General features: G+C 38.3%; 13 protein-coding genes. 4 read left to right on the forward strand and 9 right to left on the reverse strand.

Features of this window, described 5'->3' with window-relative positions; genetic code table 11:
• Positions 1-5 precede the first annotated feature (5 nt).
• Positions 6-602, forward strand: a complete 597-nt coding sequence (locus tag ACFPZG_RS01205) for a hypothetical protein (protein ID WP_283732953.1) — start codon at positions 6-8, stop codon at positions 600-602.
• A 3-nt stretch (positions 603-605) separates the two neighbouring features.
• On the forward strand, positions 606-2,126 hold the full coding sequence (locus ACFPZG_RS01210; RefSeq protein WP_317940331.1) for a hypothetical protein: 1,521 nt from the start codon (positions 606-608) through the stop codon (positions 2,124-2,126).
• A gap of 569 nt (positions 2,127-2,695) precedes the next feature.
• Here ACFPZG_RS01210 and ACFPZG_RS01215 read toward each other — a convergent pair.
• From ACFPZG_RS01215 to ACFPZG_RS01245, 7 genes are all read right to left on the reverse strand, one after another.
• Positions 2,696-3,658, reverse strand: coding sequence for an LCP family protein (locus tag ACFPZG_RS01215; protein WP_317940332.1), 963 nt, complete (start codon positions 3,656-3,658; stop codon positions 2,696-2,698).
• A gap of 31 nt (positions 3,659-3,689) precedes the next feature.
• A complete protein-coding gene (locus ACFPZG_RS01220) occupies positions 3,690-5,489 on the reverse strand; it encodes an ABC transporter ATP-binding protein (protein WP_317940333.1) in 1,800 nt (599 codons plus the stop codon).
• 29 nt (positions 5,490-5,518) lie between these two features.
• Entirely contained in the window at positions 5,519-5,974 is a 456-nt protein-coding gene (locus ACFPZG_RS01225; RefSeq protein ID WP_283732959.1) for a lasso peptide biosynthesis B2 protein, read from the reverse strand.
• A 13-nt stretch (positions 5,975-5,987) separates the two neighbouring features.
• A complete protein-coding gene (locus ACFPZG_RS01230) occupies positions 5,988-6,278 on the reverse strand; it encodes a lasso peptide biosynthesis PqqD family chaperone (RefSeq protein WP_283732960.1) in 291 nt (96 codons plus the stop codon).
• Positions 6,238-7,206, reverse strand: a complete 969-nt coding sequence (locus ACFPZG_RS01235) for an HPr kinase/phosphorylase (protein ID WP_283734702.1) — start codon at positions 7,204-7,206, stop codon at positions 6,238-6,240. The genes ACFPZG_RS01230 and ACFPZG_RS01235 overlap by 41 nt, the downstream gene beginning before the upstream one ends.
• Before the next feature lie 157 nt (positions 7,207-7,363).
• Positions 7,364-7,495: a paeninodin family lasso peptide gene (locus tag ACFPZG_RS01240; protein WP_283732961.1), complete on the reverse strand. Its 132-nt coding sequence runs from the start codon at positions 7,493-7,495 to the stop codon at positions 7,364-7,366.
• A 16-nt stretch (positions 7,496-7,511) separates the two neighbouring features.
• Positions 7,512-9,449 carry an asparagine synthase-related protein gene (locus tag ACFPZG_RS01245; protein WP_317940334.1) on the reverse strand — a complete coding sequence of 646 codons (1,938 nt, stop codon included), beginning with the start codon at positions 9,447-9,449 and terminating at the stop codon, positions 7,512-7,514.
• A 476-nt stretch (positions 9,450-9,925) separates the two neighbouring features.
• Here ACFPZG_RS01245 and ACFPZG_RS01250 point away from each other — a divergent pair, with 476 nt between their 5' ends.
• Positions 9,926-10,324 carry a helix-turn-helix domain-containing protein gene (locus ACFPZG_RS01250; protein WP_317940335.1) on the forward strand — a complete coding sequence of 133 codons (399 nt, stop codon included), beginning with the start codon at positions 9,926-9,928 and terminating at the stop codon, positions 10,322-10,324.
• Positions 10,325-10,600: 276 nt separating this feature from the next.
• Positions 10,601-10,861: a hypothetical protein gene (locus tag ACFPZG_RS01255; protein ID WP_283732963.1), complete on the forward strand. Its 261-nt coding sequence runs from the start codon at positions 10,601-10,603 to the stop codon at positions 10,859-10,861.
• Between the two features lie 141 nt (positions 10,862-11,002).
• On the opposite strand, the gene ACFPZG_RS01260 is transcribed toward ACFPZG_RS01255, so the two are convergent.
• The gene (locus ACFPZG_RS01260) at positions 11,003-12,211 is read right to left on the reverse strand and encodes a nucleotidyltransferase domain-containing protein (protein WP_317940337.1); all 1,209 of its coding nucleotides are present in this window, start codon (positions 12,209-12,211) and stop codon (positions 11,003-11,005) included.
• 130 nt (positions 12,212-12,341) lie between these two features.
• Entirely contained in the window at positions 12,342-13,508 is a 1,167-nt protein-coding gene (locus ACFPZG_RS01265) for a nucleotide sugar dehydrogenase (RefSeq protein WP_317940338.1), read from the reverse strand.
• Between the last annotated feature and the right edge of the window lie 2 nt (positions 13,509-13,510).

Below are 13,510 nucleotides of genomic sequence, written 5' to 3' on the forward strand. Positions count from 1 at the left end.
AATAAATGTTTAAAGAAGAAAAAAAGAAGCTACTTATTGTATGTGATAACAAAACGAAGGTATATGCAAATCTATTATCTCAGCTTATTAGTGCCAAAGATGATAGTGAAAACGAAGTTATTGGAAGTAAGGATGGTTCTGTTATAGCCAGTGTTTGGGAGGAAAAGCACTTTCTTGCGAATGAGGCGAATATCTCTTCTGACCAGAATATTTTATTTATTGGTAGTAGCAAATCTGCAAAATCAGTAATTCCGAATGTCTCAGAGAAATTCAATGAGCATGGAATTCATTATGGATGGCTTGGGAATCAGGGTGTAATTTATATTGAAGATAGATTACTCAAAAAGGAAGAGTATGACAGTTTCACTACTTTTTGTGAACAGCAACAAAGAGAATTTAAAGAAAAAGTAGAGCTCAACCTATTACACGCAACCCCAAATATAGTGAAAGGCTTCGCCTTATTATTACCTTATGTATACCCAGTTGCCATTTTCAGTATTGTATCAAGCATGAAGGCAAAGAAAAAAATAATGAAACAACAATACCACACTGGCGTGTACCATTTCTATATGAATGCATTAACTCCATTTTTGGAGGATTAATACATGGATTCTTTTAAAAAGGGATACGACTTCTTTGGGAAAAATGCCTCAGCGTTTGTAGGCGCTCATGCTGGCAATGAATATATTTCTTCAATTAGTAGTGAAATTGAAAAATTTCAATCGGAAATCAATCGGTTCCAAGGCTTTGAAACAAACACCTCCAATTTACAAGGCGATGTCGCAGAATTTTGGCATTCAGGTACGCATAATATTGATGCCGTTTTAAAAGGAAAATCGGTCCGAACAACAGTGGATAGAAGTCATGATTTTGCATCCGCTGACGTTATCGATAGTAATGGAACCGAATATGGTTTGAAATACTACCAGACTGGGATAAAGAGTGCTAAAGCCCAAGCTGAAAGTATCTTTGAACGGTATGTCAAATACAAAGTTAGGTCGCTCAATGTAGGCAAGCCATTTGATTCATTAGAGGAGTTTATGAAAGTACGAGGTTACGATGACATACAACTCCTAAATGACCCTATATATTCTGGGCAAGTACGGGTCATTCCAAAGGATCAAATGCAAGAAGCAATTAACTGGCTTGAGAGTAAAATCGCTAAGGAAAGCATCATCAGACCTGACCAAGTTAAACGGTATGAAGATACGTTAAAGATGTTAAAAGATAAAATAGAAACACCGCAAGGAACAGAATCCACCCCTCTCTCAAGAGAAGAGTCAGAATTACTTGCGCGGTTAGCCAAAAAAGGTGAATTTGACTCTGGCGAACACGGTTTTGCTACAGAAGAACTCGTAAAATACAAATATGTTATGGAGCAAGCTTTTAAAGCAGGCCTAACTGCAGCAACTATATCCATCGTCTTAAAGGCCGCCCCAGAAATATATAGAGCAATCGACTACTTAATTAAAACTGGAGAACTAGATGAAAAACAATTTCAAAAAATAGGGTTTGCTGCTTTGGAAGGTGGATCAGAAGGGTTCGTTCGTGGTACAATCTCTGCCGCACTGACAACTGCCTGTAAAGCAGGATTATGGGGCGAAGCATTAAAATCTGTCAATCCCGCTGTAATTGGTGTTGTCACAGTAATAGTTTTAGATGTGATGAAGAATTCATTTTTAGTCGCCAACGAAAAAATGACAAGAGGAGAACTCATTGACAACTTGGTTAGGGGCATGTATGTATCTGCAGGTTCTCTAATTGTTGGGGGCATTACTCAAAGTTTTATTGCAATCCCAGTATTCGGATTTATGTTAGGGAGTTTTATCGGATCCAGCATCGGATCTTTTGCTTATACCGCTTCATATAAAACGTATATCTCATTCTGTATTGATTCTGGATTCACCATGTTTGGTATCGTCGACCAAGATTATCAGATGCCACATGAGTTACTAAATGAGATTGGATTATCTACGTTTGAATACGAACAAACGCAATTAGAATTATTTGAAACTTCTACTTTTGAATTTCACACCTTTGAATATGAACAATTTGCCTACGAAACTCTTGGGATTACATTATTACGAAGAGGCGTCATTGGTGTGAACCAAGTAGGATACTTATAAAAAGTATGATTTACACACATTACAATTAAGGAAATTGAAAAATGGATTGCCTCCCTGTCAATTCATCTCTTGATATTCATAAACTGTTGTCATAAATAAATTACATTTCCTTGCGATCAAAGATATTTTAAATTCTACATTTATACAATTATAGTGAATAAACTGAATTCAACCATGTACAGGTACCTTAACAAACGGAGCATTCAAACAAACGCAGCTCGCAACAAAAACACCCCAACTACAATCACCATGACTGTAGTAAGGGCGCAAATTGATATACCCCATCCAATTTAGAGTGCAAGGTTCCTGGGCAACTCGGAATTCAACAAGAACCTTGCAACCTAAATTCCTTCCAACCTCCTATAACCTAACCTGCTCACGTGCTCCCCTTCGTACATAGCCGCAACGACTACATGAACTAGAATAGTAACCAATGCGATGATACCCCGTTAGCTTACACACCAATCTCCCGAATAATTTTCTCATAAGCTTTCTCCTCACATTATTATTCTTTTAACCGGTTCCACCTTTATGTCATTTATAGTAGTACCTAAAGTACAAGTCACGCTTTACTGCTCCCCAGCTTCCTCTTCGATTTCTTCATTGAAATTGGGTGATAGGAACTCCTGCAGCGCCTGTTTATTTTTCTCAAAATCAATACTAAGAACAGCTCCTGCTGCCACGCGTTTATGCTCATAGGAATCTTCAAGTGGGATCCGTAATGTCTGCATTTCGGATTTCCCGCGAAATATTCCCTCCCCGATTTGGAAGATTTTTTTCTTGCTCATATTCGTGTCGATATAAGGGTCTGCCATGCCAAGTATCTTCGGGAAATTTACAAGTGTATGCATGCCGACAGCCTGTTCCTTCACTCTTGATATGACTTCTTGTTGCCTTTTCACACGACCAAAGTCATTTTGATTGTCATTACGGAAACGGACATATCCTAATAACTCATCCCCATGTAAAAGTTGTTTACCAGGTTGAATTTTGCCCCCCCTATAAGGAATCGACTGGGATACGTCGATTTCTATCCCGTCAGGAGCAACGACATCCATTATCTTTGAAAAGCCGGATAAGTTGACGGTTGCGTAGTATTGAATGTCGATGTCAAAGTTTTGCTTTAATGTTTCCCGGACAAGCTCCGGTCCGCCGAAAGCGAATGCGGCATTTATCTTTTGTTTTCCGTGTTCCGGTATATCGACGTATGTGTCGCGCATGATGGATACTAACTTCAAATCATTTTTTGACTGATTATAATGAAGGATCATTAACGCATCCGATCTTCCGACTTCATTATCACGGGCGTCGCTTCCTACCAAAAGAATATTCAAGACATCATCATCTTCCGACTTCACACCTTCGAATGGCTTAAATGTTGTTTGGGGCACTAACAATTCAATCTGGGCAAAATCTTCAGTCGCGACAGCTAATCCGCTCTTATACTGGACATGCCAATATAATGCGCCAGACGCAATAATAGCTAAAAATACCAGAGAAAAAATTATCAGTATTTTTAAGCCCCTTTTCATGAATGGCCTCACCCCCCCGTTTTTTTATTCATTAAGCAATGGTTTGCATTTGGATATCAAGTAAGTTTCCAAATACCCCCTCCTTTTCTTTCGCCAATCGGTTATAATCACCGGTTTGAATGATTTCTCCAGCGTCCATTACCACTATTTGATCCGCATTACGAATCGTTGATAAGCGGTGGGCAATTACGATAATCGTCATCTTTCCTTTTAACCTTTCGATTGCCTCCTGGATTTTCGCTTCATTTTCCACATCCAATGCACTCGTCGCTTCATCTAATATGAGAATAGATGGTTGCCGTAAAATAGCCCGGGCCAATACAAGACGCTGCCTTTCCCCACCGGACAGTCGGATTCCCCGGTCTCCTATACGTGTATCAAGACCTTGCGGAAGCTTTCTTATGAATTCCGCTGCTGCCGCAAATTCTAAGGCCTCCCAAATCCTATCTTCTGTTGCATCCGGGTCAATGATCAGCAAATTCTCCCTAACCGTTGCGTTGAACAAAAATGGGTCCTGCGGAATATAACTGATTGATCTCCTCAACGAAGTTACATTCTCATTTGTGAGCGGTTCATTATCAATAGTTACCATCCCTCGATCCGCTTTGTTTAGGCCCATTAGCAAGTCAATTAATGTACTCTTTCCAGCCCCAGATGCCCCTACTATCGCGGTCATCCGATTAAATGGAATATGCACATCCACTTTCCGGAGCGCATACGTATCCTTTTGCGAATCATATTTAAAGTGAACATTCAGGCAATTCAATCCAAATTTCATCACTATCGGCTTCACATCGTTAACTTCCAGACTTTGCAACTCCCTTGAATCCGCACATTCATTTTGCAAATCCAGTAGTGCTTTTAGTGATGGCATCGTGGATCCAAGTTGCTCCAGATTGGATTGAATGCCTGTAATCCTTGGCCATAGCTTGGCGAAAATAATGACGACCAACATGACTTGCGCCGTTTGAGCTTGCACCATTTCAATCGAAAAGAATATAAAAGCGGCAATGAGTATAGCTGAAACCATTTTAAAGAGCATTTGTGAGGTCGAATTGACAGTCACTAATTTGATTCGATTTTTCTCCATCTTTTCGGTAAGTGAGAAAAACTTCCGTAAATGGTTTTCCTCCAACGAATTACTTTTGATATCCTTCATCCCATTCAAGTGATCCGTGACGTCCGCCATGTATGTCTCCGTCAACCCAAATGTTTCTTTACCTAACGAATGGGATTTTCGTATAAACTTTTTCGAAAAAAGAATAAGTATGAGTCCGAAAAACAATATGAAACTTGTCATCTTTACAGATAGATAAAACGCTATCGCGATTTGAATGAAAGTAAGAATAATCGAAGACATAAACTGCAGAAATAAATAAATGCCTGCACTAACGTTATACATTTCATTCGTCATTATATTAATAATGTCGGATTTCCTCTTCTTAAGGTAAAATCCCCAATTCGCATGAAGCAAACCCTTATACGTATCCTCTTTTAGTTTTCGAATGAACCCTTGTTGGATTTTAGCGCCTAAAATTGTTTGACTACGTTTGAATACACCTTGTCCAACCATCAAAAGGACGTAGATTCCCAATATGATCAGTAGGCTAGCCGTTTTCGGGATTCCCGTAAACACGTCCGTCATCCAATTTAAAAACGAAAGACCGTCCGTATTTAGATCCATAATTCCTGTCAATCCAATTAAAGGAATCACCAAAAAAATACTTGCACTATCTAGTAGGCCGATTAACATCATACAAATCAGATTGATATATAGTATTTTTCCAGAGTAGCCATGTATTTGCTTTGTAAAGTGCAAGAAATGCTTCAAGACCAAATCCTCCATTCGACAGCCGTGTTTCAATGTTTCATTTCTTTAGCAAACTTCGCAACAACCGTGAACCTGTCCATCACTTCAGCACCCGATACATAATAGGGACCACTACGTAACCAAGCATGCGCGACCATTTTTCCATCCGTGTCTTTTGCGGTACCTAAGTAAAGGGTGCTACTGATATTTCGTTTCTCAAGCATTTTCATCCCGGCAATCGCTTTGACAAGACATTGGCTTTCCCACAATGTATAGCGGCTCATGAGATGAATGGCTTTCGATACTCGTGCCAACTCTGCATTATTTGAAGCAGTAGGAGAAAAAGAGGTCTCTTTCATTTCATCACCAAGGCCGGAAGCCACTTTTGAAAACGGAATGCTCTTCAAATACCGCCCTCTTGCCAATTGCAAGTACGCCTCCAACAGAAGCATTTTGCTCTCCCAATTTAATCTCAAAAACGTACGGACGCGTTTTAATATACGCATTGTGGCCCTCCACCTAATTCGCGATTATCAAGCCTTCTCCAAGCAATTGCTTCAAAAAGGCACTAACTTGTGCTTCACACTCCGATTGTTCAACGTCATAGTTTGATAATAGGTTTTCAATCAATTTCTCAAATGATATAGGCTCACCCATTAGATCCCAAATCACTCCGCCTAAATTTCCAAGATTATAATATTTCCCGCTTTCAATACTTAACATCACTGTTTCCCCATCCATATCACTAACAATATTTCCTTGATTTCGATTAAATACTGAATTCTTTAACTCTATCTGTGTTTTGATCATCTCTGTTCTCCTCCGCTCTTAGGGTTGTTAAGATAAGGTCGACTAACTCATTTGCTGTAAAATGAGTAATCGGGCGACAAATTCGTTGGAATTGCAGTTTATTCATCATTTTAGAAGACATGTCGAAATGCCATTCCATCAGACCGGAACCGTGCATGAAAAAATTGCGGTACGTATGGGAATACAATGTAAAAAAACGTTCCATCTTTTCGATTGGGTGAATGGCAATCTCCTCAAAGCCCCCTTTCACCAATTCAAATATCCCCGCAAGCGGAAGAGGTTCGGTAGCAAACTGTGACTCTACTGGAATGGCAAATTTTGTTTCCCTAACAAAGAGCGGCTCAAAATTGGAAGACTCCATTCCGAAATGCTGCAGGCTTTCCAGCCATAGTTTCTGCTGGGGATAAGCGGGTGTAACAATTGGCGTATTCGCCCGATCTAAGGTAACCGGTATCACATCATCGCTCAACAATTGATAGCCCCTTTGTAAAAAAGCGGAAGCAAGAGTAGATTTCCCCGCGCCAGATTCACCCACAATGGCATAAGCCTTTCCATCTATAACTATTGCACTTCCATGAAGAGGAAGGATTTTTCGTTGTAATAAAATTGCACCCATACATGTTCCTAACAGAAAGAGTCGTATTTGATCTTCATCGGCCCCCTCATACTTCCTAAAGACAATTCTTTTACCATCATGTATCAAGAAAACCCCGACTTCAGGCACACGAAATATGACCTTATCTTCCTCACTGATATAGACATCTTTTAGATCTAATTCAACCAGGAATGTAGAGTCCTCAGATTTTTCAATCACTACATCAGTTTCATTTTCATTTATACTTATTAAAGGTAATTCGCGAAGGAAAATATCACTGGAAATTGTTAACCCAAATGCTTTGTAAGTTGTTTTTTTAAAATTCTTTAGCATATTTATTAGACAGCACCCTTCTTCTTGCTGAACGATTAATGCCCTATATATTTCTTCCAGCATTAAAGGCGAACCCCCTTTTAATTCCACAATAAAAAAGGGGGGCAATTATTATTTTTCAATACACCGATTTCTTATAAACGATGTCCCACACTGGTCAGCTTGTAGTGATTTCACTAATAGGAGTTTTCGCATCAAAAGCTTTATCCGTGAATTGTCCACCTCTTCCAAGCATTGTTTGATTCACATCAAGAACTTCCAATTCAGGTTTTTTCCATTCCATTTTCATATGTATATCACCTCCTTCAAGTGAATCTTTTCATAAATCGATAGACAATTAGACTGCGCATTAAAACTTTATAATGTGGATCTATTGAAAACTCTGGTTTGGGTGGTTGTTTTGCCTTTTCTATTGCCAATCTAATAACCTCAGGATGGAAAACATTATTCGCATGCTCGTCATTACCCATTTCCACGAGCTCATCAGTGAACCTATCCCAATGTGGCATCATTCGGTGTACCCAATCCGCTCCTTGAACACCATGAATCCTCTGATTTAAACGTACATTATCCGGCAAGTAGTTTTGAGTTGCCCTCCGAATAAGCGCACGATCCAATCCATTTTGTACATATTGCTCTTCCGGCAATGACAAGCAGAAGCGAATTACTCGAATATCATTAGTAGGATCACGCTCCCATACTGATGTATGCAGCGAAAGTTTTGTCGATACTGTATTACTCGCATTCCAATGAAAAACATCTTCAAAATGTTTTTTTCTTATCCCAAAAATATCGGTTTTGGAGTACATTCCCAAATGACTAATACCAGCTTCGTTTAGCCTTGTAAACACATCAGTCTTTGCTGCAAACGAAGGATTAATCAACGTCGGCAGTGTAAATTCAGTACCTTCTGAAAGTGCCTGACTAATCATCGGAAAACCAATCTTTGTAATAATACGCAGTTTGCGTTTTCTAGACCCACCGACCCTATTATTAAAGTTAGTTAATTCACGATATAAACGAATCCATTTGAGTTGTTTTAATAGGAGAGCATAGTACTCATAGGCATCCCCCCAAGAAATCGAGAAGTTCCCTCGACCGCCACTAAGCAAAACACCAACGCCATTTTCTTGAGCTTTTTCAAATATCCCTCTGAGCCAAAAAGAATTCTCGAAAAACTTATAAGGCATTTCCAACATGTCTAGAAATTCATCAATCTCTGAATAGGAATCTTTCCCGTCAAAGTTACAATAATGTTCGGTTATACCTCCTACGTATTTCGCAGTGGACTGTATATAGGGTGATTCATCTGCCAATAAATAGTTTGGTGAAAAGTCAACAAAATCACTGGCTGGGATCATGCTAAATGAATGAAGTTGTTTGTTTTCCACTTGTAAATGCTTTGCTGCAAATCCAACAACCGCCCCCGAATCCAGTCCCCCACTCAAATGCGACCCAACATTTCGATGCGTCCTTAAACGGGAGGACACAGACTCATGAAAGACACCTTGAAATGCTTCAACATATTCATCATTATTTAGTTTCAGCCTTTTTCCTTGCATAATAAAAGAATATCTTCTCATCGTAACGTTATTCTTTTCTATTAAAATGCTATGTGAAGGAGGTACTTGTCTTATATTCCTATAAGGCGTGGAAGATGCATCTACCGAATCAACCATCCCCGGAATTGCCAAATACTCTGCCAACCAATCTTCATTCGGCTTCTTTTCTATAAAAGGAAAAGAGAACAAAGGCTCAATAACTGTACAGAAAGTAAACTTTTCATTGTCGCTGTAGTAATACAGCGTACGACTCCCCGAGAAATCCCTTGCACCAAATAACCTCTGATGTTTCCGATCCCAAATCATAAATGCGAAATCACCAACTAAAAACTTCGGAGCATCAACATTCCATTTATAGTAAGCTCGCAAAATCAATTCACTATCCGTAATATGTTTTTGATGCGCAGGTTCAATTTGCAGTTTTTCAAATAACTCTTTCCTGTTATCAATGATTGCATCTGCCGTGATTGCACACTGTCTTTCATAGTCGTAAAACGGAAGTTGCTCACCGACCGATTCGGGGGTGATCCACTGTGCATGGCAACCAAGAAAAACATTATCTGAGTGCCATGTTTGAACTTTATCCGCTGGATATCTCCTCAAGACCTTCATCACATCATGACCATACTCGATTTTCACCGGCTCACCATTTAATTGATAAATTCCTGCTATGGCACTCATAATTCCTCCTCCCCCTTGTCTTCACAACTCGCAGTTCCAAACTATCCAAAGTTGTTTGTCCAATTATAGTTAAAAGATATGTATAGAAACCTAAGAACATTACTCTTTCCATTTGATTAACCATTCTTTCCAAGCATGTCCAGTGTGTCGTCTTTCAAAACATCTTTCCCAAAAAAGAAATACTATATTTCCTCTTTCGATCAACGCCATTTGTTTCGCTGTACAACACATGATACCTCTTTTTGTTTATTTTGTCAACACACATTCATGACTTTTCGCATGGTTTATGAGTGATAAACACACTAAAAAACCTCCAAATAGGTCATACGACTTAATTTGACAATTTTCCTCATTATCTGATGTTTTGTCCTACTATTATTCGCCAATTTAGGTTATTATATTTGTAGAGTTACACTGCACAGCATCCTTCTTGTTTTGTATGGCAATCTAATAGATAAAAATAGGTGAGTGATTATATGAACAAATTCGGAATTCGTATACGTAAATTACGGGAGAATAAAGGGTTAACCTTACGAAGTTTAGCGACTCAGTCCAACTTAAGCTATTCATTTATCGCTTCTTTGGAAAAAGGGAGATACAATCCTTCAAGGGAATCCATTCATTCTCTCGCCCCCCCTTTAGACGCGGACGTGAATGAGTTGCTAATGCTTGCTGGATTTTTACCGGAACATACTGGAATGAAAGGGTCGCAGGAGGAAAGTCATTTTGTTGAATACGTTAATTCGGACAAACAATTTGCATTAGAGAATATTATGATGATGCCAGTAACCTTCCAAGGTCGAGAACTTAAAAAAGCCGATAAAACAGCGTTAGTAGCTTTTCTACAAACTTTTTCTGATTTAAAGGGGAAATAAAAAACCTTTTTTGTACATGGTTGAGGACTTTCAATGTACAGGAAAGGTTTTTTAAGTGTGAAAATACCTATTGTCGAAATACTAAAGACCATTAATCTAATCTATTTCCCATACATTATTAATAGGTATAAAGTATTGTTGAAAAAGTACAGAAGTTATAGTTTAATTATAGTAACAGACTATTACCACTACTCAGATACCGCTCAAAAACGATTATTAAAAGCAATATAAATCTATATTCAAGCAAACGGAAAGCTTTATATTTGATAAAAGTAGGTGATGGTAATAAAGGCTTATATGATGAACGACTATTACGTTTTTACAAATTATCATGATTTATCTACGCATATTCATGATATTATTCATTTTACAATGCCAATGTCCCAAGATAGGACACATTTCCTCTCGATTATTACCGGAAGAATAGATCATGATAAAATGGTTTTTGTAAACGATAATGGAGAAATTATTCCGCTAACATATGAACATGAAGATCTTTATTATTCGGCATTAAGCTGCCCGGAAGTTGTTAGATAAAGCTAACAATACAAGGTGCAGTTTTTCTGTATTTGTAAAAATCAAATAGCATGTGTCCGGTGTAATTACCGAGCACATGCCTTTCAACGTTATTGGGTGTAACTAATCTATCATTGTGACTACTGTTCCTATATTTTTCGTTCATTGAATTATTTTCTTAGTTTTCACACCCCCGACGGAATTCCTCCATAGCCATATAAAAGGTTTTAACGGATAGTATAAGAAATAAAGATTCTTCGGTAATTTTAGTGTCTCTATATCCAAATAATTCGGTTGGAATAACAACAATAAAAAAATAGCTTTTTGTATATTGGACTTAAATGTATATTGACAATATAACAGCCTTAATTTAAGAATAATTTTAGCTTTACTATCCACTTTTTCAGTGTGTGTTTGATTAACATCCAAGACATCATTTTTCATTAGGTAAAACACTACCGCTTTCGCAAATTTCCTTGCCCCTCTTTTTGTTGTTAATGGTAATAACTCCTCAGGAATTTTGGTTTTGAATAGCTGAGAAGATAAAAGGTATACTTGCCCCATTAAACGACGTTGCTCTCTCGCTTCTAATGGAATTGTCCCATTACTTATCAATTGATCAATATCGGCTAACCACCGAAGACGGAACCATCCATGCTTTGCCCCATGGCGAACAAGGTAAACAAATAGATCTTTTTCACCTAAGAAATGGACAGGGTTGCTTGTCAGTTCACTTATCCTTTTCCGCTCCCATAATTCATCAAAATTAGGTTCCTTCGAAGGACGATCATAAAGTCTCCAATGAATTTCAATTTCTACATTCCTTACGGGATGATAATAAATGACATGATGACTTTTCCATCTCTCCAATTTAGATAGTACACAGATATCTTCTTTCTTATACCCATTGTCTACTAATATTTCTTCTGTTCTATCAAAATCAGATTTGGGAATTAGTATATCCAAATCCTTAGAGAATCTGAGAGAAATATCACCAAAAATTGCATTTGCAATTACAGGACCTTTTAAGAATAGGGACCGAATCCCATTTTCTCTTAACAACAAGCTAATCCGTTCCATTTCACCACTTAATTTTAGCATTTGAAACGTATTTTCTTTGTAATCCTGATTCAAGGCATGGAGCACGTGTGATGGAATTAACGTTCCATCCATTTTGCTTAGTTTTGCATGAAGTAATGGAAAGATTCGATGATGCCTTGCTAACGCAAGGAACAACTCCCAATCAACTTCCGAAAGTAAATCATCTTTGTACGTCACAACGTATCCTATGTTCTCTGTATGCATAATTTGAAGTAATAATTTCAATTCATTTGACATGCATGAATGGTCAATTTGAAACTTAGTATCCATCATATATTTCTCCTGTTCCGTCGTATTCCACAATCCATTAACTATATGAATAAAAGGATCTGCATCTTTCTCTTAGATGCAGATCCTTTATTCGGGGGCACCAAATTGGACCTAAATTCAAGTAAGTAGATCAATCCCTCCCAAACAAATCCCGAGTATAAACTTTTGCCTTCGTATCCCTAATATCATCAGATAATCGGTTCGCTATTATAACATCACTCAAGATTTTAAACTTATTTAAATCACTAATAACCCTAAATCCATCAAACTTCTCACCATCGATCTCCGGCTCATATACTAAAACCTCAACCCCAACTGCCCGAATTCGTTTCATAACGCCCTGAATAGCCGATTGTCTAAAATTATCCGAACCAGTCTTCATAGTTAGTCGATAGATCCCAACTACCTTCGGGTTGTACCTCAAAATCATATCAGCAATATGATCCTTCCTCGTACTATTCGATCTGACAATTGCCCCAATAATATCATTCGGCACATCCTCAAAATTAGCCAGTAGCTGCCTTGTATCCTTCGGTAGGCAGTACCCCCCATATCCAAAAGAAGGATTATTATAATGCTCCCCAATCCGAGGATCCAAGCCAATCCCATTCACAATCTGTTGCGTGTTCAATCCTTTCACTTCAGCATAAGTATCCAACTCATTAAAGAAGGCAACCCGCATAGCCAAATACGTATTTGCAAACAGCTTGGTAGCTTCCGCTTCCGTTGAATTTGTAAATAAAACTGGAATATCTTCCTTTACAGCACCCTCAACTAACAAACCCGCAAAAATCTTTGCCCTCTCTGACTGCTCCCCAACAATTATTCGGGAAGGATATAAATTATCATACAGCGCACGGCCCTCACGCAGAAATTCTGGGGAAAAAACAATATTCTCTGTGCTAAACTTCTTCCTCGCCGCTTCTGTATAACCGACCGGTATCGTTGACTTAATCACCATCACGGCATCAGGATTAATTGACAACACAGTTGAAATCACTGCCTCAACCGTACTCGTATCAAAAGCATTTTTCTCCGGATCATAATTCGTCGGAGTTGAGATGATCACAAACTGTGCATTTTGAAACGCAAATTCGGCATCCGTCGTTGCAGTTAAATTCAATTTCTTTTCCGCAAAAAATTCCTCAATCTCTGAATCTTGTATCGGTGATTTCCGTTTGTTGATCATATCTACTTTTTCCTGAACAATATCATAAGCAATTACTTCATTGTGTTGAGATAATAACACTGCATTCGATAGCCCTACATAACCGGTTCCCGCAACTGTTATTTTCATAT

The organism is Sporosarcina thermotolerans (assembly GCF_042658975.1).
Taxonomy (GTDB): Bacteria; Bacillota; Bacilli; order Bacillales_A; family Planococcaceae; genus Sporosarcina; species Sporosarcina thermotolerans.

Bases quoted from the DNA above. Each gene is read 5' to 3' on its own strand.
- ACFPZG_RS01205 (WP_283732953.1), top strand. From the start codon at position 6: ATGTTTAAAGAAGAAAAAAAGAAGCTACTTATTGTATGTGATAACAAA.
- ACFPZG_RS01230 (WP_283732960.1), bottom strand. From the start codon at position 6,278: ATGATCAAAACACAGATAGAGTTAAAGAATTCAGTATTTAATCGAAAT.
- ACFPZG_RS01245 (WP_317940334.1), bottom strand. From the start codon at position 9,449: ATGAGTGCCATAGCAGGAATTTATCAATTAAATGGTGAGCCGGTGAAA.
- ACFPZG_RS01235 (WP_283734702.1), bottom strand. From the start codon at position 7,206: ATGCTAAAGAATTTTAAAAAAACAACTTACAAAGCATTTGGGTTAACA.
- ACFPZG_RS01210 (WP_317940331.1), top strand. From the start codon at position 606: ATGGATTCTTTTAAAAAGGGATACGACTTCTTTGGGAAAAATGCCTCA.
- ACFPZG_RS01240 (WP_283732961.1), bottom strand. From the start codon at position 7,495: ATGAAAATGGAATGGAAAAAACCTGAATTGGAAGTTCTTGATGTGAAT.
- ACFPZG_RS01260 (WP_317940337.1), bottom strand. From the start codon at position 12,211: ATGGATACTAAGTTTCAAATTGACCATTCATGCATGTCAAATGAATTG.
- ACFPZG_RS01250 (WP_317940335.1), top strand. From the start codon at position 9,926: ATGAACAAATTCGGAATTCGTATACGTAAATTACGGGAGAATAAAGGG.
- ACFPZG_RS01265 (WP_317940338.1), bottom strand. From the start codon at position 13,508: ATGAAAATAACAGTTGCGGGAACCGGTTATGTAGGGCTATCGAATGCA.
- ACFPZG_RS01215 (WP_317940332.1), bottom strand. From the start codon at position 3,658: ATGAAAAGGGGCTTAAAAATACTGATAATTTTTTCTCTGGTATTTTTA.
- ACFPZG_RS01225 (WP_283732959.1), bottom strand. From the start codon at position 5,974: ATGCGTATATTAAAACGCGTCCGTACGTTTTTGAGATTAAATTGGGAG.